Source organism: uncultured Aquimarina sp. (assembly GCF_947492115.1).
GTDB lineage: Bacteria > Bacteroidota > Bacteroidia > Flavobacteriales > Flavobacteriaceae > Aquimarina.
Window position 1 is genome coordinate 682483 of the sequence record NZ_CANLMM010000003.1, and the last position, 19016, is coordinate 701498.

Sequence of the window (19016 nt, forward strand, 5' to 3'; positions counted from 1 at the left end):
TTAAGATTGTTTGGTTTTAGAAGGTGTTGAAGATTTTTCTTGGACTTCCTTTACGAGTTCGTCTTCAAAAAGCATGCGAATAGATGGCGTATAAACGTCATCGTATTGTCCATTTTTTATAGAAAATATAAAAGCAATAAAAAAGACAATCGCTACTAGAATACTAATCGTTAAGAGCACATAAATAACACCCATACTTATTTTATTATGCATCAAAAGTATGTGCCAACCTTTTCTTAAAAAATGACATTTATCAGGTTTCGAAATCTATCTAGTAAAAAGTATTTTAGTATGGAATACAGATTTAGAATTTTAGCCACACTAGAAAACCAATAGTTTTAAATACAGGTATAAAGTTATAATCAGAGGAATCTATATGAACTGGTTTTACACCAATTATAATCTTGTTGGAGTGTATATTGAATAACCTTATTTGCTTTAGTGAATGCGTCGTATTTTATAAATTCCATATGAATAGGCCTAAGAATATAACCACCCCAATAGGGTGGTTTTGGAATTTCTTTGTTTTGGAATTTCTTCTCCAATTGTTCCATACCTCTGTCCAGAATTGTTCGGGATGGTATAATAGTACTTTGTTCAGATACCCAAGCTGCGAGTTTGCTGCCTCTAGGACGAGATTCGAAATATCCTTCTGATAAATTTTCAGGTATTTTTTCGGTATGGCCGTAAATATGTACTTCTCTTTGCGATTTATGCCAGTTAAACAATAGTGAAGCTCTATTGTTGTTTGCAAGCGCTTTTCCTTTTTCGCTCTTATAATTGGTGAAAAAGATAAAACCTTCCCAAGTAAATCTCTTTAATAAAACAATCCTGGTTTTTGGAAAACCATCTATTCCAATGGTAGAAAGTTGCATAGCATTTATTTCATCTCCAGTATCCAAGTTTTTTATTTCATAAAACCACTGTTGGAAGTGTTCTATGGGATTATAATGCTTCGACATCTCCTTTCTTTTTATGGTATAGCTTAAAACTCATAAAATTTGTAAGTATCGTCACATAAATTACTATAGAAATTGAACTTAATGGCATTAGAATGGCAGCTACGATAGGAGATAATTGACCTGTTACAGCAAAATACAAGCCAATTATATTATAGAAAAATGATATAATAAAACTTGATTTAATTACTCGAATTGTCTTTTTTGAAATATGTAAAAGATCACTGATTTTTTCAAATTCTGATGCATCTAAAATTGCATCACAAGCTGGAGAAAATACATTTACATTTTCTGATATAGCGATTCCTACGTTACTTTGTGCCAGTGCTCCGGCATCATTAAGACCATCTCCAATCATCATTACGTTTCGATCGTTTTTCTGTAAGTTCTTGATATGGTCAAGTTTGTCTTTTGGTTTTTGATTAAAAAGTAATGAAGTCGTTTTAGGAAGTATTTTCTGTAAATAAGATCTTTCTCCCTGATTATCACCAGAGATTATTGATATTTCGTAAGTGCTAGATAACTTTTTAAATAAATTTTCGAGTCCTTTTCGATATTGATTGTAAAAAATGAAATGGCCTCGGTAATTATCATTTGTGCTTATATGTACGGAAGTGTTAAGCTGTTTTTCGTTATCAGGATTTCCTACAAAATTCGTAGAACCAATTTTAATGGAGTTTTCGGCATGTTTTCCTTCTATACCACTACCGATATACTCTTGATATTCATCTAAAGTCATAATTTCATATGCTGCAAGTGTATCGTATAAAGATCTGCTTAACGGATGGTTTGAAGCCCGTAGAGTGTTTTTTAATAATGCTTCTTCGGTATGTGATAAAGGTTGCCCATGATATTCAATATTATTTTTTTTATGTACTGTAATCGTACCTGTTTTATCAAACAGAATGGTATCTGCATTTGCCATTTGCTCGATAACGTCAGCATTTTTGAGATAAAATTTATGCTTACCGAAGAACCTTAGTACATTTCCTAGTGCAAATGGTCTGGCTAATGCTAATGCGCAAGGGCATGCAATGATTAAGACTGCTGTAAAAACATTCATGGCTTTGGATGCATCCTTAAATAACCAGTAACTAGTTGCAATAACTGCGATACATAAAATGATTATGGTAAAATATTGGCTTACCATATCGGTAAGATTGGTAAAAGAATCGGCTTTGTTCTTTTTAAAAATATCATTACTCCATAATTGAGTTAGATAACTTTGTTCTACGGATTTGAGCGCTTCAATTTCTATTGCTCCGTTCATCTGTTTTCCTCCTGCAAAAAGTTTATCTCCAGATCGTTTAGAAACAGGCTCACTTTCTCCAGTAACAAAACTGTAATCTATCCTTGCATTACCATTAATTAATATGCTGTCTACAGGAATTAATTCCTCATTTCTAATTAATAAACGATCTCCTTCTTTAATTTCATATACCTGAATGTTCTCTTCTAGTTTCTGGTCTGAAGAAATTCTGGTGACTGCAATGGGAAAATAGGATTTATAATCTCTTTCGAAGGATAAGAAAGTATATGTCTTTTGTTGAAAAAACTTCCCTAATAATAGGAAGAATATCAAACCGGTGAGGCTATCAAAAAAACCGGTGCCTAGATCAAATATTATTTCTACAGTACTTCTAATGAAGAGTACTAAAATACCTAAGGCAATAGGTACATCGATATTTAATATGTTATTTCGTAACCCTTTATAGGCAGAAATTAGATATTCCTGACCCGCATAAAAAACAACAGGTATCGAAAAAGCAAACATTAACCATCTAAAAGCATGTTTATATTGTTCTAACCAATATTCTGACACTTCAAAATATTCAGGGAAAGATAAAAACATTACATTTCCAAAAGCAAAACCTGCAACTCCTAATTTATAAAATAGACTTCGGTTAGTATGTTGATTGCCTTTAGAATAATCTTCTAAGCTGATATAAGGCTCATATCCTATGGAGTTAAGTAAGGTAACAATTTCTTTTAGGGTAGTTTCTGAAGTATCAAAAGTTACTCTTACCGTTTTTTTCGGAAAATTTACTTGTGATGCAGAAATCGATGTATGGAGCTTATGCAAATTTTCTAAAATCCAAATACAGGAACTACAATGTATATGAGGGATATATAAGGTAACTATCTGGATATTTTCATTGCTGAACTCGATTAATCTTTCAATAATATCAGGATTATCGAGATAATCATACTTTCCTTCAAGCTCTTTGGGAATCGCTCCAGGAGTAGATTGTAAATCATAATAGCAGGATAAATTATTGGTGGAAAAAATTTCATACACTGTTTTGCATCCATTACAGCAAAAAGTTTTATGATCAAATTTCACAATTGTTTTATCACATTCATTGCCGCAGTGAAAACATTTTGTAGCTATCATATCTATTAGATTTTGTACAAAAATCATAAAGACTACATTCGTATCATATGACAAAAATCATAGTTTGGAGAAGGCAAATAAAATAGTTTTGAGATATCAACATAATACCAAAAACCATGAAAAAGATTTTGCTACTTACCGATTTCTCAGAAAACTCCTGGAATGCTATTGATTATGCTACAGAACTTTTTAAGGAAGAATCTTGTACATTTTACATAGTAAATGCATATCATAAAATTATTTACGAAGCTATTCATCTCTCCGATCATCCATCTGAGCGTAGTGTAGAAAATACAGTACAATTAGATGTTTTAACAAACCTGAAACACATAAAGAAAAGCTTGGAGTATGCGAATGTTAATAAGAACCATCATTTTGAAATCATTGCAGCTTTTGGAACGATCACTGAAGTAACATCAGAAATAGTAGCATCCAAGAAAATAGATCTTATCGTTATGGGGACTAAGGGAACTACTGCTGCAAAAGAAGTATTTCTAGGTAGCAATGCTGTACGAATCATAAAAGCTATCAAAAATTGTCCGGTTGTAGTCATACCGTCCGGTTTTTCCTTGATAAGCCATCCTTTGCATATAGCATTTGCAACAGAATTCACACATTTTTATAGTAAGGAAGAATTAAAACCTTTAATAAACTTAGCTATAAATAATAATGCAAGAATAAATATTGTACACATTCCGAAGCAAGCAGGTTCTTTATCAGAGGAACAAAAATTTAATTCAGAAATATTACAAGAATATTTTAATGCTATAGACAATCATGTACATACTATAAACATGGGTGACTCTGTAGCTTCAACTTTACAAAGTTTTACAGAAAAATCGAATGTAGATCTATTAGCAATGTTGAATTATAGACACAGTTTTTTAGAGAAATTAACCAGAGAACCTGTCATTAAAAATATAGCGTTTTATTCAAAAATTCCTTTTATGATACTACCAGAAATAGGAATGAGTACTTCATTCTCTAAAATAGGTAAAGACATATCTAAAAGAGATCAAAATCTGATAAAAGATACAGTATAACTGATATTGGTCATAGTTCATCTTCTAGACAGGACTTAGTTTTGGATATAATAAAAACTATTTATCATGAGAAAGGTTCTAATCCCCACAGATTTTTCAGAGAATTCTTTAAACGCATTAAAATATGCTGTTGAGGTTTTTAAATACGAACATTGTGATTTCTTCATACTACACGCCTATGCGGACGAAGTATATGATCAGAATGCTCATATGGCTCGAGAACTTTTTAATGAAATAAAAGACAATGTCTATCAAAACTCGGAAAAAGAATTGACCAAAATAGAGGAGATATTACAACAGATTTCTCCGAACCCAAGACATTCCTATACAACACTATCTAAGTTTGGTCAGTTGGTAGATGAGAGTAATGAAATTATAGAGGAAGAAAATGTAGATATTGTTGTCATGGGAACCAAAGGAAAAACGGATAACAGCAAAATAACCTTTGGAAGTAATACACTACAGGTAATTAAATATGTTAAAAGTCCTGTTTTGGTGATTCCTAATGGTTGTACATATACGCCTCCGAAGAATATCTTATTTCCATCAGATTATCAATTACCATACAAAAGAAGAGAGTTGAAGTTATTGTATACAATGGCTAGAAGTTTTAGGTCTAAAATTAACTTTTTATGGGTATCTACTAATGATAAGTTGTCCATACGACAAGAAGACAATAAAGAGTTTTTAGAAACAAGTTTATCAGGTGTTGAACTAGAATCTCATCGGATCTCGTCAAAGAGTTTAACTATAGCAATTAATGAATTTATCGAGCATAAAGGAATAGATTTTTTGGTGATGGTAAATTCTAGACATTCCTACATGGAGAACATATTGTATAACTCTACAATAGATACAATAGGATTAGAGATCAAAATTCCATTTTTGGTGATGCAAAATGTACCAAGAATCTAACCTCTAAAAATAACAAGGAAAAATAGACCACAAGAATTATGAGAGGATATAATGGTTTGTCATAATGTGGTGATTTAGTAAACAATAAATGTAGAAAAGATGAAAAGGATATTATTACCAACAGATTTTTCGAATAATGCATATAATGCTATAAAATATGCAGTACAGTTTTTTAAAGACGAAACCTGTACGTTCTATTTGCTAAATACATTTACTCCTATTTCATATACAGCAGAATACCTTATAGAGAATCCTGCACCTTATGGTATAGAGGAGGTTGCACTTGGACATTCAAAAAAAGAAATAGAAAAAGTAGCACAAAAGATTCAAATAGAATTTCCAAATGAGAAGCATCAATTTGTAAAGCTTTCTGCTTTTAATATGTTGATTGCTGAGATAAAGGATGTTATTGAAACGTATAATATTGATCTTATAATCATGGGTACAAAAGGTGCAACAGGACTTAAAGAAGTATTGATAGGGTCCCAAACTATGTATACCATGAAAAAAGTAAAATGTCCGATTATTGCTGTCCCAGATGGATTTGTTTATGAAAAACCTAAAGAAATTCTGTTTCCGACAGACTATAATCTCAATACTTCAAACCCAATTTTACTTCCATTAATTAAGAGTATATGTGACATCCATAACTCTCGGTTACATATTTTAAATGCATATTATGGTGTTCCCTTAGTTACACAACAGAAGGATACAAAAGTATATTTAGATACTTATTTCGAAGAGAATGCTCATGTTTTTGAAATTGCAGACGGCATGGATGTTATAGAAGCTATTGAAGACTATCAGAAATATCATATTATCAACTTATTAGTGATGGTTCATAATAAGCATTCATTTTTTGAGAATCTTTTGTTTAAACCGGTGATCAATCAGATTGCATATTATCTAAACGTTCCTTTTTTAGTGATTCCTTCAACAGAAAGGCTTTAGTAAATGTGTTACTACTAACGTTTAAAATTCTTAATGAGAGAGCAAAGTGGTAACATATGTTCTCAATTTTATAATCAACTCATAATTAAGTAAACACTAAAATTTAAACAGGTGAAACGTATATTAATTCCAACAGATTTTTCCGATAATTCATGGAATGCAATAGTGTATGCTTTTAATATCTTTGAGAATACTCCATGCGAATTTCATATTGTAAATGCCTATGATTTAGCTGCTACACAATTGTTAACTACGATTAGTACTCAAAAGATAGGAGAGCAGTATAAACTTCTTAGATCAGCATCACAAAAGGGGTTGGATATGGTTGTCGAGGATATTGAAAATTCGAAAACTAGTATGCTTCATTCTTTTAAAACCATATCTCGTTTAGGTGAATTAGTGGAAGTTTTACAAAGTTTACTAAAAGAAAATCATTATGATCTCGTTCTGATGGCAACTAAAGGAGCTACTGAGGCAAAAGAGATTTTTATGGGAAGTAATGCGCATAAGGTTGTTCAATATCTGGATAGTTGTCCTGTTTTAGTAATTCCTGAAGAGTGTAGATATCAAGAAATTTCAAATATTGCTTTTGCCACTAATTTTGAAAGAATGTATTTCAAATCTGAAATCAATCCTATAAAAGATTTAGCAAAGATTCATGATGCTACTATACGAATGATTCAGGTATATGAAGAACCAAAACTTTCAGAAATGCAAAGCTTTAATTCCAGCACGTTAGAGCATTATTTTAGTAATAGGAAGCATGATTTTCATGTAATTGAAGACTTTTCTACAATAGAAAATGCAATACAGGCTTTTATAGAAGAACTGGAGATAGATGTGTTGGCCATGATTAACTACCCGCATGGGTTTATCAAGCGATTATTAAGAGAACCTGTTATTAAAAAAATAACATTTCATACTGTAATTCCATTCCTGGTAATCCCTGCTGATAACTGAGAATTGTCATAGTTTTTCGTTTCTACAGGAATTAGATTTACTCATAATTAATAAATAGTTTAACGATGAAGCGAATACTAGTTCCTACCGATTTTTCGAACAATGCATATAATGCTCTTTTTTATGCTACTCGATTGTTTCAGAATCAACCTTGCCATTTTTATATACTCAATACTTTTGAGGTTAACACCCCAATATTAACTAGTCGTTTGGATACTAGTAAAGGAGATGCACTCTTTCAGAAATTGAGAAAAGAATCTGAAGAAAAGTTACTCGAAACAAAACATAGAATAACTCGTGATACCGAAGAGCTGCAACATCATTTTGAAACGATTTCTATTTCCAAAGAATTGATAGAAACTATTACTAAGACTGTTAAAAGTAAAAAGATTGACTTGGTAGTTATGGGAACAAAGGGAGCTACTGGAGCTAAAGAAATCTTTATGGGAAGTAACACAGTGAAGGTGATTCAATCGATAAAATCCTGTCCTATCTTTATGATTCCAGATGCATTTGAGTTTGTAAAACCTATGGAAATTGCATTTCCTACTGATTTTAAAAGATTCTATTTAGAAGAGGAGTTGAAACCTCTTGTAGATATGACCAAACTTTTTGATGCTAACATTAGGCTTTTTCATATTCACGAAGAAGAACAATTAGATGAACTTCAAGAATATAATTTTACAGCTTTGAAAAAATACCTGAAGGACATAAATCCGACTGTACATTGGATTTCAAAATTCTCAAAAAAATCAAAATTGATCAATGATTTTATTGCAGATATGGATGTTGATATGCTGGCTATGGTGAATTATAAGCATAGTCTGATGGAAAATATCACTCATGAACCAGTAATAAAAAGTATAGGTTTCCATCCTATAGTTCCCTTTTTAATTATTCCTGACGCAAGCTGATAATTATCATAGTTTACGATAAATAAGAGAGGTACATTTACTACACTAATCTTAAAAATCAATACTGATGAAGAAGAAGATTTTATTACCAACAGATTTTTCTAAAAATGCATGGACAGCTATTTGTTATGCTATAGAATTGTATAAAAGTGATGAGTGCGAATTTTATTTGCTAAATACGTTTGATGTGTCTGGTTATGCGCTGGAAAGTATGATGGTTCCAGAACCAGGAGAGAAGTTATATGATGCAGCTAAAGAAAAATCAGAAAAAGGACTTGGAAAAACCTTGGAAAGATTAGCATTTAGAGATGAATATCCAGGACATAAATTCTTTGCTATCTCGCAGATGAATAGTCTGTTAGAGGCCATTAAAGATATCGTGGATAAAAAAGATATCGAAATGATTATCATGGGAACTAAGGGAACTGGTAATCAGAGAGATGTCATATTTGGAAGCAACGCTATATCTGTTATGGAAAAGGTAAGAAACTGTCCTGTAATGATGGTTCCAGAAGAAACACTATACCGAAAACCAAGAGAAATAGTATTTCCAACGGATTATAAAACACATTTTAAGAGAAGAGAATTACAATATTTGGTAGAGATCGCTCAACGAAATAATGCAGCAATTCGTGTGCTATATATCACACAAGACGATACACTTTCTGAAGAACAAAAGAATAATCAGGATTTATTAAAAGAATATTTCGAAGAAGTCCCTTATACATTTCATACGCTGCATAATGTAGATGTGGCTGGAGGCTTGAGCTGTTTTGTAGAAAGTAGGGATAGTGATATGATCACTTTTGTAAATCATAAGCATAGCTTTTTTGGTAGTGTATTCTCTAGACCCTTAGTTAAAAACTTAGGACATCATGCTACAGTTCCTGTACTGGCACTTCACGATTTAAAAAACTAAAACCATATACAATGAAAAACATAGGTATCTGGATGGATAAAGAAAAGGCGTTTATTATTAACCCTAATAAAAACGAAAAAGAGATGATCACCATCCCATCTCAAATAGAAACATATCGCATTCATGGAGGTTCCGGAACCAGAGTAAAAGGAGGCCCACAAGATGTGGTACAAGACAGTAAATATTTGGAGCGAGAGAAACATCAGTTCAAAGCTTATTTTAAAGAAATAGCTTCTCATGTAAAAGACGTCGATAAACTGGTTGTTTTTGGACCCGCAGAGGCGGGAGAAAAGTTCAAAAAAGAATTAGGATACTACTATAAAGATCTACATGATAAACTAGAAGGTGTTTTTAAAACTGATAGTATGACGGCAAATCAAACCAAAGCATTGGTAAGAGATTATTTTAATCTGTAAAAGAAGTATTGATAGTACTCTTAATATGAATCCTACTTTTTTTACGCATACTAGAAAAACGGTAATTATAAAATTTTGAAGAAATGAAAACAATACACGAAACAGAAACAAGGTTAAAAGATTTTCATTTTGAAATGTTAACATGGAAATCCTCACTTCAATTTATTGAAGGTGAAGTACAATTCATTAATCAACTCCTTAATTCCTATGTTTTTGAACCCAATACACCAAACCTTTTTGAAAGACTTCAGGAATTTAAAACACAAATAAAAACTGTACAGACAGAATTAGAGAATATTTATTTAGAGATAAGCAAGCAAGAAAGTGAATTAGGTGGAATGATGGAGTGCGATACCATGTCTTGCGATATTTTTTATAGTGATAAACATTATTCATTAAAGGAGAAATTTGATCTGTTTTATAAAAACTATCAATTTTTCAAAACAAAGGTGTTTAGCTATGCTGGAGGAGTGCTTAAAAAGAAGAAGAAATAAATCTTAAAGCTGAGAAATATCATTTTTTTCCTCATTCAACTGATTTAATTTTATTACAGATAATAACTATAAAACCTAAATATTATGTCACTAATTAAATTTAAAAGAAACAGACTTCCTTGGATTAATGATAGTATTGGTAATTGGTTAGATACAGATAGTTTTTTCTCTGATGATTTTTTCATTCGAGATAAGGATTTACCAGCCATGAATATTAAGGAAAATAAGGATGATTTTGAAGTAGAACTGGCAGTTCCAGGTTTTTCTAAAGAGGATATAGCTGTAACTATAGAAAATGATATGCTTCATATCTCTGCAGAAAATAGTAATAATGCTGTTCAGGAAGAAGAAAACTATACCCGAAAAGAATTTAGTTATAATTCTTTTCAAAGAAGACTACAGTTACCCAATAGTATTGACCAAAATAAGAAGGTCAAAGCGGCATATAAAGATGGTTTGTTAACCTTGAATTTACTCAAAAAAGAAGAGGCTAAGGAACCACCAAAAAGAGTAATAGAAATTGCTTAGAAAAAGAGGTAGGCAGAAAATGATGTGGGGTTAATTTTCTGCCTTTTCTATTTTAAAACTATCATCAATAAGAGCAGAAATATGAAAACCGATGAGCAATATATAAAATATGCTGAGTGGAAAAGTGCTGATGAATTACATGAAATAACAGTAGGCTGGATTTCTGAATTGAAATTTAGTAAAGATGAACAATTATTTCTTCAAAATCTTATCAGGAACTATCCGATAACGCCAATTTCAGAAATTGAAGTAAAAGAAAGCAAAGAAACTGCGGATCGTCTTGCTAAATTATATGAACAAATAGATCCTCTGCTTAAGAAAATTACGAATCACAATAATGAACTTCTTGTATTAGTAGACAGTGAAGATCAATTGGAGGAGGAAAAGGAGTATAAGCAAACACATCGATTATTATTGGAAGAAGTAAATAACTATTTAGAAACATATAAAGCTCACAAGAGAATAATTTTCGAACTAATTAAAAGCTTTATCAAAAAGGAAAAAGTAAAACGAATATCAAAATAATAGCATTGAAATTATTCAAGAACATATCAATAGTCATAGTTCTTTTGTTTATAGGATTTTGGATTTGGTATGAGTATACATATTCCATGGATACCGTAATACCATTTCAGGTAAATGATCCAAATCTAGAAACAAAAGTGCTTATCGCCTCTCAGGGAAGCAGGTTTAAAGATTCATTGGTACAAAGAGTATTAAAATATTATAAAGAGGATGCTATTTATTTTAAAGTAATTGATGTGTATACATTGTTTACAGTACCAATAGATAAATGGGATGCAATTGTGATTATCAATTCTTGGGAATACGGAAGCCCGCCATCTAATGTGAAGAGATATATCAAAAATCATCCTGAAGATCTTGATAGATTGATTATTCTTTCTACCGTTGGAAGCAGTCATATCACATTACAAGATGTAGATGTAATATCTGGCGAATCCATTATTGAAAAACTGCCAGAATATACAAATGAGGTAGTCCATAGACTAGATAAAATATTGTCAAACTTAAAAACTGATCATAATGAATAAAGTATTTATATATAAGCTACTCATCATAGGATTGCTTTGGAGTTGTTCTTCGAGTGAATTAGTAGAAAATTGGAAACATCCAGATATCGAAGTATTTGAATCTGAAAAGGTACTGGTGGTCGGAATTACTGCAGATAGTAAGAATCGAAAAAGTTTTGAAGAAAGGCTCTCTAAAACGTTACAAAAAAATGGAGTTAATGCTGTTACTAGTCTCGACCTTTTTGAACAATTCTATGACGATTCGCCAAAAACTGAAGAAGAATTATTAGAACTTGAGAAAGAACTGATTCAAGAAGGTTTTGATGCTATATTGCTTTCCAAAGTTCTTGGTGTAGAAGACAAGGTTACGGTAGTTTCTTCCATGAGAAACCTTGATCGCACTTTTAATAATTTTAGAGAAGATTATTACCAGAATCAGGAAATTTATCATGATCAGGATTATTATGAAGAGTATCAAATATTTCATGCTCAGTCCACACTGTATTGTATCTGTCCCGAAAAAGAAAAGGAAGTGATCTGGCAAGGATCCATCGACGTTACCATGCCTGATAATATAAAAAAGGCTATAAAAGATTATGTGAATATGTTAGTCTGGGCATTAAAAGAACAAAAACTATTAATTGTAAAGCATGAACTCTATTATGAAGGTGTTGATATATAGTGCAAAGGATTTTGAAATACCATTTTTGGAGCAGGCGAATAGCGATCAATTTCGTGTAAAATATAGTAAGGAACGTCTTACCGAAGATACAGCAGTTTTAGCTCTTGGATTTGACGTGGTTTCTATTTTTTCGGCTGATGATTGTTCCTCTTCGGTTTTAGAAAAGCTTAGAGATTTTGGGATACGTTATATTACTTTGCGTTCTTCTGGATATGATAATATAAATCTAAAAACAGCCAGCAGGTTGGGAATTCGAGTGGCCAATGCTGCGGGATATTCGCCACACGCTATTGCAGAACATGCCATTACATTATTATTATCACTAAATCGTAAAATAATAATGGCAAATCAACAGGTTCATAATTATAATTTTTTGCTGGATGATCTTATTGGTTTTGATCTTAATCAAAAAACTGTTGGGATAATTGGTACAGGAAGAATAGGAAAGGTAATTGCTAAAATCATGAATGGTTTTGGGTGCCAAATTATTGCTAATGATTTGATAGAAGATCCTGATTTAGTAGAAAATAATAAAGTAACATATTACAAATTAGAGGAACTATTAAAACAATCAGATATCCTATTTTTAAGTACGCCTTTGACTTCAGAGACACATCACTTAATTCGTACAGAGACTATTGAGTATATGAAACGAAACTTAATTCTTATTAATGTAGCCAGAGGAGGTATCGTAAGAACTGAGGATATCATTAAAGCTTTGGAATTAAAAAAGATTGCAGCATATGGCTCGGATGTTTACGAGTATGAAAATGGAGTTTTTTTCTATAATAGATCTCAAAATCATCCAAATGATCCACTTTTACAGGAACTAATAGATTTACCCAATTCTTTGATTACACCGCATCAGGCATTTGCGACTAAAGAAGCATTACATAATATTGCGAAAACTACTTTTGATAATATACAGAGTTGGCAAAATGGAGGAATACCGCAGAATGAGCTAACACCCGTATTAAAGGATATCGATGGTTAGGGTTTGACTAAAGAACTGGACTGAAAATTTTAGCGATACCTTCTTTTATTTTGTGTGACCAGGGTCTTGTTACGAAAGTATCATACGCTAAAAGAGTACTCTTATGACAATCCTCTAAAAAATCTTCTCGAAGTTGAATTGCAAAATCATCATCAAATAGTACAGCATTCACTTCATAATTTTGTTCGAAGCTCCTTATGTCTAAATTGGTAGTGCCTACTGATGATATTGTATCGTCCGAAACAATCGTTTTACTATGCAAAAAACCATCTTCAAAAAGATAAATCTTTACACCAGCTTGTAACAAATTTTCAAAATAAGAACGAACACACCACTTTACAATTAGGTTATCCGATTTTTGAGATAATAGTAGCCTTACATCCACTCCGCTCAATGCAGCAACCTTCAAAGCATCTAAAATCGATTCTCCCGGAATGATATAAGGATTCGCAATATATACGTAATCTTTTGCCTCATTAATGATAGAAAAATACATCTGTTTTGTAGCTGGAAAATTATCATCTGGACCACTATGAACTATCTGTACAGTAGAGTTTCCGTTAACAAGGTTTTTAGAAAAATAGGATGTGTTTAATATAGATTCGTCATTACTGACCAAATACCAATCAAGAGCAAATATTGCTTTTAAGTTGTTTACAGAAGGACCTTTTAGTTGTAAATGTGTATCATACCAAATTCCTAAATTGGGATCTCCTTTTATATATTTATCCGCAATATTAATTCCTCCTGTAAATCCTATTTCTCCATCGATCACTATGATTTTTCTGTGATTTCTATAATTGATAGAAGAAAGAAATTTGCCAAATTGGATGGGTAAGAATTTATGAATTTTTACTCCGATATTCTGTAATTTTTTGATGTATGCTTTACTCAGAGATAAGCTACCTATTCCATCATAAAGGATATAAATATCTACTCCATCATTAATTTTAGTATTGAATAGATTAAAAAGCTCTGTAGTAAGTCCTCCTTCTTCAAAAATATAATATTCAAGATAGATAAATTTGTTGGCATTCTTTATAGCTTCAAAAATGGCTTCAAACGTAGTTCTTCCATTTTTGAGTAGTTTTACTTCATTTCCTGTACTAGGTCTAAAAAGTGAGTTCTGAGTAATCAACGAAATTATTTTATGATGCTCATTAAATTCTTTTGTCGAAATAGGAGCGCATTCTGCTACGGCTCTTTCCATGAAAGTTGCAACCCTAGGTGTTTTTTTTAATCGAAAGAGTTTATTTTTTCTTCGATTTCTTCCCAACATAAAATACAGAAATATACCACCTATTGGAATTGTGAAAATAGCAAAAAGCCATCCTAATATTTTGGTAGGTCTCATACCATTAAGCAATAATCTAATAGTAATTATTGCACTAATGATTATGTATATAATAATACCTATTGAATAAATCACAAATTAAAGATAAACTTAATAATGCATTATCAATAAAGGAATTTGAGTTCCGTAACTAATTTTAGAAGTTTCAGATCCTTTAAAAAAGCGTTCTAAAAATGTTTCTCTTTTTACGAATATTGCAGTAAGATCTACTTCCATCACCTGCACAAAACTATGAATCGCTAAAGAAAACGGTATATTACTAATAGTATGAAAAGTATGGTTGTAGTCTTTAAAAAATGATTCTAGATTCTTTTTATCATCAAATTCTGTTACGGTTACCAATTCATCTTCTTTGGTTTTCAAAATTCTTAGAGAAGCATTGTGTTTTGATAAAATATCGGTGAGAGGATCAATTCCTTCTGTTGTAAAATGATCATCTATATTCAAAGCATATAACACTGTCTTTGGAACTCTGAATTTGATATTATTTGGTATTGCCAAAACTGGACAATCAATTTTACGGATAACTTTTAGTGTATTGCTTCCAAAAACCACCTCAGCAGCTCCAGTAGCTCCGTTTGTACCCATAACAATTAAATCAATTTCCTTAGTCACGACAGCTTGCCTAATGGCATCCGTGAAAATGTCATAATCAATTATTTTCTCGAAAGCATAGTTTTCATTAGAATATTTAATTTCTAGATCGTCGACAAGCTGATTTAATTTTGTTTTTGATTCATTAGTTATCGAATGATAAAGAGAAGTGTTTGTCGGAGCGCTCATCAAATCATCGGTGGTATAATGAGATGCTTTTTGTACATGTAAAATATAAAAAGTACATAGTTCTTTTTTAAAAAAATCCGTAGCATAGTCGATAGCATTTAAAGAATTTTTTGAAAAATCTGTGGGTAAAAGAATATTCTTCATGATGTTTGATTTATACCATAAAATTACTTTTTAAACCTTAGATCAAATATGATCTTTATCATATAAAAGGGGATTACCAGAGGGTAGATCACATTACTATATTTTTATGTATTAATACAGATTTGATTTTGGATTTCCTCCAGTATTTCAAAAACAGAAAGTAGATTCTCTTTGGATAATTTGGTTTTAAGATATTAATGTTTGAACAAGAATTATTCATACAGTCTTCCTCTACATTTAGACCAAAACTTAGGGTTACATTCATCAAAAAATAAAAATTTTTAAATGTTGTGGGTAACATTTTAATCTAGTTGAACTCCTTCTATCAAATGGACATTTATTATCTGGTCTGATCAACCTAAATAATTTTTGCAAAGCAAAACGCGTAAGCCGAAAAGCGAAAGAGTAAGCATTTCTTTTAAAACTTAATACAATGAAGCTTAAAAATATTTTATCGCTATTTTTTATGATAGCAAGCATATATCTGGGGATAAGTCAAAACCTGGTGTTAAACGGAGATTTCTCGCAATACGATGTTAACTGTAATGATTTTAGTTTTGGTTTTACTGGATCAGCAAACACCAATTGTGTAGATGATTGGAACTCCTATTCCGGAAGTCCTTCCCTACATGGAGTATCATCAAATCCACATGCTTGGATGTGGTCAGGAGGGACGAATGATCATTATGAAAGTATCCAAACTCCAGTAGCATTTGAACAAGGTAAGTGTTACACTGTTTCTTTTAAAGTAAGAACAAATGATAGAGGCAATCAGGATATCAGTGATCATGGTACCGTAAACTTAAGAGCTGTAAATTTTCAAAATGGAAGTATTGATACAGAACAAACGATATTTTCTAATACTATCGGAACCTATTTAGGGAATAACTGGCATACCGTAACCACTACGTTTACACCTAATGCTAATTATTCTAGATTATTAATAAATCCATTATACACAGGAGGTGTAAAACAGGCTGAGATGGCGATTGATGATATTGTGATTCAGGAAAGTCAAAACCTTAGTGTGGATTTTCATTTTGAAGATACAGCTGGTACTCATAAGAATACTTTTTGCGAGGGAGAGACTATTCTACTGAATGGAAGCGCTTCTCAAGGCGAGATTCATTATTTTATTGATGCCTGGAGAAGACCTAGCGGTAGTTTAGGAAGTTTTCAGTATGTATCTGGATTAGGATGGACAGCAGGACAATTACAAACGGTGAATTTAACCAATCTATTTGCTGGTAATAATGTTAATTTTGAGGCAGGTTATGAATATGAAATCAAAGTAGCGTTAGGGAATGATTGCATCGGTTGGCTGCCTTTAACTAAGAGATTTACTGTATTACCTAATGCAGCCTTGGATCCTGATTTTACAATAAATGCTAGTTGTGCAGGTAATGGAACTATTACCATTCAGGCAACAGCTACAACAACCAATGCCTACCAATGGTGGGGATTATTCGAAACAGCTACCTCAACTACAACAGGAGGTACACAAGTAGGACCTATTCAAGGAGGAACATCGGTTACTTTTAGTGGACTAAGTAGAACCAAAAATTATTACATAAAGCATGGTGTTTGGAAAGATTCTGATAAGAATTGCTATCCATGGCAAGAAGCCAGAAAAATTGTACCCAATTCTGTTAGTTGGGTAGGATATACTACAGATTTTACACTAAGCCTTAGTGCTAGTGGAGGTCTGGTAAATGTAAATCTACAGGCGGATCCAAATCCAGTATCTGTTTATCACGGATGGCAAGTGTATGATGTAAATCATAATGTAATCAGCGGTTTTTGCTGTAACTCCGATATCGCTTCTTTTTCAGGACTTTCTACAAACACTTGGTATTATATAAAACATGGAATTTGGAATGATTGTAAAGAATGGCAAGAGACCAGAAGATATTTTAGAGTTCAGATACAGGAAAGTGAGAATGATACAGGAGGTTTTGTATTAGAAACCAAAGAATATCCTTTTGAACCAGATAGTGCCTATACAAAAGAGATCAATGAACTCATTAATTCTGGTGTAATTTTCGAACTTTTTGAAGAGTATGAAGAGGGAAGTTTTGTGGAGGATGATAAAGAAATTTCAAAAATCGAAATGTACCCTAATCCAGTTCCAGCAGGAAGAGTGCTTACCATTACCACCTCAACTACTACGGATATTCAACATGTTGAATTGGTAACATTTACAGGGAAGAGTGTATCCATATCGTTTAAAAAAGAAAAAGGTATGATCCTTTTGGATATAGATGCGAAAACACCTAAAGGGATGTATTTCGTAAGAATCATTAAAGACTCTGGAGAAGTAATCACAAGACAACTAGCAATACAATAAGCTTTATAACCAATTTAATATAGAATAGATGAAAAATTTTAAAACATTTTTACTACTCTCATTTTTAGTACTCATCACTTTTTTTTACGCTTGTAATGATGAGTTTACTACATCAGAAATGAGTGTAGATATATTGGAAACTACTTTAAAAAGAGAAGGAACTTCGGATCGCCTGAGTGGGACTCTTCAAACTAAAAACAACAAACCAATTGTAAATGCGACGATCAAACTTCGAGGCGATATAATAGCATTCAGCGATTCGAAAGGAGGTTTTGTTTTAGAGGAAAACAGTTTTAGGTTAGGAGATGTATTAACTATAGAGCATGAGGATTTTGTTACAGTTTCTAAAGTAATTGAAAAGAACACAAAACTATTTGTTTTAATGAAAGAAAGAGCCAAAGCTCATGTAATTAATGCTGATAAAGGGGCAGAAATACCTGTGGACTTTCAAGGACAAATATCAATTCCTGCTAATGCATTTAACTATAAAGGAGAACCATATTATGGTAAAGTAGAAATAAGAGCCACTTATATAGATGTAACTGATCCGTTTGAATTAAGAAGTGCTCCTGGAAGTTACATTGCAGAAGAGGAAGATGGGACTTTATATCCATTAACATCTTTTGGAATGATAGAAATTACAGCTACAATACCTGAGAAAAATATTCCTTTAGATCTAAATGAAGGAGCGGTAATTGATGTTTCATTTCCAATACAAACAGAAAATACACCAGAACAAGTGAATTTATACGAATTGAATAAAGAAACAGGATACTGGGATATTTCTGGAGTTTTGGTTAATCAAGGAAATGTATTAAGAGGAGAGATTACATCGGTTAATAGTTCATGGAATGCAGATGATCCATGTGCAAACGCATTGGTATGTGTGAGAGTACAAGTGGTATATACCAATGGAGATCCTGGATGTTATGTTTGGGCTACAGGACTTACTTATAACGGTTTTTCGGGCCATTTTACCCCTGATGCAAATGGATTTGTAGAATTTTGGGTGTGCCCCGATAGCGTATTCCAGCTAAATGCTTGTTTATGCTTATGCATTCCAGGAGGACCAATTTATACTTCGATTATTGACCTGTCTACAGTTACGATGAATCCTTCGGGCTGTACAGATCTTGGTGTCTGGACAATTAATAACTAATATCAAATAATCCACCTTTGTGATTTTT

The 19016-nt window shown here is 32.1% G+C and carries 20 protein-coding genes; 15 read left to right on the forward strand and 5 right to left on the reverse strand.

The window, feature by feature from the left end; all coding sequences use genetic code 11:
- The 3 genes from ccoS to Q1A73_RS12365 all read right to left on the reverse strand — a co-directional run bounded on the left by ccoS (position 1) and on the right by Q1A73_RS12365 (position 3354).
- Positions 1-213, reverse strand: a complete 213-nt coding sequence (gene ccoS / locus Q1A73_RS12355; protein ID WP_366141455.1) for a cbb3-type cytochrome oxidase assembly protein CcoS — start codon at positions 211-213, stop codon at positions 1-3.
- Between the two features lie 149 nt (positions 214-362).
- Entirely contained in the window at positions 363-962 is a 600-nt protein-coding gene (gene pdxH, locus Q1A73_RS12360) for a pyridoxamine 5'-phosphate oxidase (protein WP_299605951.1), read from the reverse strand.
- Positions 946-3354, reverse strand: a complete 2409-nt coding sequence (locus Q1A73_RS12365; RefSeq protein ID WP_299605953.1) for a heavy metal translocating P-type ATPase metal-binding domain-containing protein — start codon at positions 3352-3354, stop codon at positions 946-948. Before Q1A73_RS12365 ends, pdxH begins: the two co-directional genes overlap by 17 nt.
- 116 nt (positions 3355-3470) lie before the next feature.
- Here Q1A73_RS12365 and Q1A73_RS12370 point away from each other — a divergent pair, with 116 nt between their 5' ends.
- From Q1A73_RS12370 to Q1A73_RS12430, 13 genes are all read left to right on the forward strand, one after another.
- Positions 3471-4397 carry a universal stress protein gene (locus Q1A73_RS12370; protein ID WP_299605956.1) on the forward strand — a complete coding sequence of 309 codons (927 nt, stop codon included), beginning with the start codon at positions 3471-3473 and terminating at the stop codon, positions 4395-4397.
- A 66-nt stretch (positions 4398-4463) separates the two neighbouring features.
- Positions 4464-5312 (forward strand): universal stress protein, encoded by an 849-nt coding sequence (locus Q1A73_RS12375; RefSeq protein WP_299605959.1) that lies wholly within the window; start codon positions 4464-4466, stop codon positions 5310-5312.
- A 99-nt stretch (positions 5313-5411) separates the two neighbouring features.
- The gene (locus Q1A73_RS12380; protein ID WP_299605962.1) at positions 5412-6263 is read left to right on the forward strand and encodes a universal stress protein; all 852 of its coding nucleotides are present in this window, start codon (positions 5412-5414) and stop codon (positions 6261-6263) included.
- A gap of 111 nt (positions 6264-6374) precedes the next feature.
- Positions 6375-7223: a universal stress protein gene (locus Q1A73_RS12385; RefSeq protein WP_299605965.1), complete on the forward strand. Its 849-nt coding sequence runs from the start codon at positions 6375-6377 to the stop codon at positions 7221-7223.
- 65 nt (positions 7224-7288) lie between these two features.
- Complete coding sequence (locus Q1A73_RS12390; protein WP_299605968.1) at positions 7289-8137, forward strand: universal stress protein; 849 nt, start codon at positions 7289-7291, stop codon at positions 8135-8137.
- A gap of 67 nt (positions 8138-8204) precedes the next feature.
- Complete coding sequence (locus Q1A73_RS12395) at positions 8205-9056, forward strand: universal stress protein (RefSeq protein ID WP_299605971.1); 852 nt, start codon at positions 8205-8207, stop codon at positions 9054-9056.
- 11 nt (positions 9057-9067) lie between these two features.
- Positions 9068-9472, forward strand: coding sequence for a hypothetical protein (locus Q1A73_RS12400; protein WP_299605974.1), 405 nt, complete (start codon positions 9068-9070; stop codon positions 9470-9472).
- 83 nt (positions 9473-9555) lie between these two features.
- On the forward strand, positions 9556-9966 hold the full coding sequence (locus tag Q1A73_RS12405) for a hypothetical protein (RefSeq protein ID WP_299605977.1): 411 nt from the start codon (positions 9556-9558) through the stop codon (positions 9964-9966).
- Positions 9967-10050: 84 nt separating this feature from the next.
- A complete protein-coding gene (locus Q1A73_RS12410) occupies positions 10051-10494 on the forward strand; it encodes an Hsp20/alpha crystallin family protein (RefSeq protein ID WP_299605980.1) in 444 nt (147 codons plus the stop codon).
- A gap of 81 nt (positions 10495-10575) precedes the next feature.
- The gene (locus Q1A73_RS12415) at positions 10576-11019 is read left to right on the forward strand and encodes a hypothetical protein (protein WP_299605982.1); all 444 of its coding nucleotides are present in this window, start codon (positions 10576-10578) and stop codon (positions 11017-11019) included.
- 5 nt (positions 11020-11024) lie between these two features.
- The gene (locus Q1A73_RS12420) at positions 11025-11546 is read left to right on the forward strand and encodes a hypothetical protein (protein WP_299605985.1); all 522 of its coding nucleotides are present in this window, start codon (positions 11025-11027) and stop codon (positions 11544-11546) included.
- Positions 11539-12207, forward strand: coding sequence for a hypothetical protein (locus tag Q1A73_RS12425; protein WP_299605988.1), 669 nt, complete (start codon positions 11539-11541; stop codon positions 12205-12207). The genes Q1A73_RS12420 and Q1A73_RS12425 overlap by 8 nt, the downstream gene beginning before the upstream one ends.
- Entirely contained in the window at positions 12176-13201 is a 1026-nt protein-coding gene (locus tag Q1A73_RS12430) for a 2-hydroxyacid dehydrogenase (RefSeq protein ID WP_299605990.1), read from the forward strand. Before Q1A73_RS12425 ends, Q1A73_RS12430 begins: the two co-directional genes overlap by 32 nt.
- A 7-nt stretch (positions 13202-13208) precedes the next feature.
- On the opposite strand, the gene cls is transcribed toward Q1A73_RS12430, so the two are convergent.
- Entirely contained in the window at positions 13209-14630 is a 1422-nt protein-coding gene (cls, locus tag Q1A73_RS12435; protein WP_299605991.1) for a cardiolipin synthase, read from the reverse strand.
- A gap of 15 nt (positions 14631-14645) precedes the next feature.
- On the reverse strand, positions 14646-15482 hold the full coding sequence (locus Q1A73_RS12440; RefSeq protein ID WP_299605993.1) for a universal stress protein: 837 nt from the start codon (positions 15480-15482) through the stop codon (positions 14646-14648).
- Positions 15483-15915: 433 nt separating this feature from the next.
- On the opposite strand from Q1A73_RS12440, the gene Q1A73_RS12445 reads away from it, so the two are divergent.
- Both Q1A73_RS12445 and Q1A73_RS12450 read left to right on the forward strand, forming a co-directional pair.
- Positions 15916-17829 (forward strand): T9SS type A sorting domain-containing protein, encoded by a 1914-nt coding sequence (locus Q1A73_RS12445; protein ID WP_299605995.1) that lies wholly within the window; start codon positions 15916-15918, stop codon positions 17827-17829.
- A 28-nt stretch (positions 17830-17857) separates the two neighbouring features.
- On the forward strand, positions 17858-18988 hold the full coding sequence (locus Q1A73_RS12450; RefSeq protein WP_299605997.1) for a hypothetical protein: 1131 nt from the start codon (positions 17858-17860) through the stop codon (positions 18986-18988).
- Positions 18989-19016: the final 28 nt, after the last annotated feature.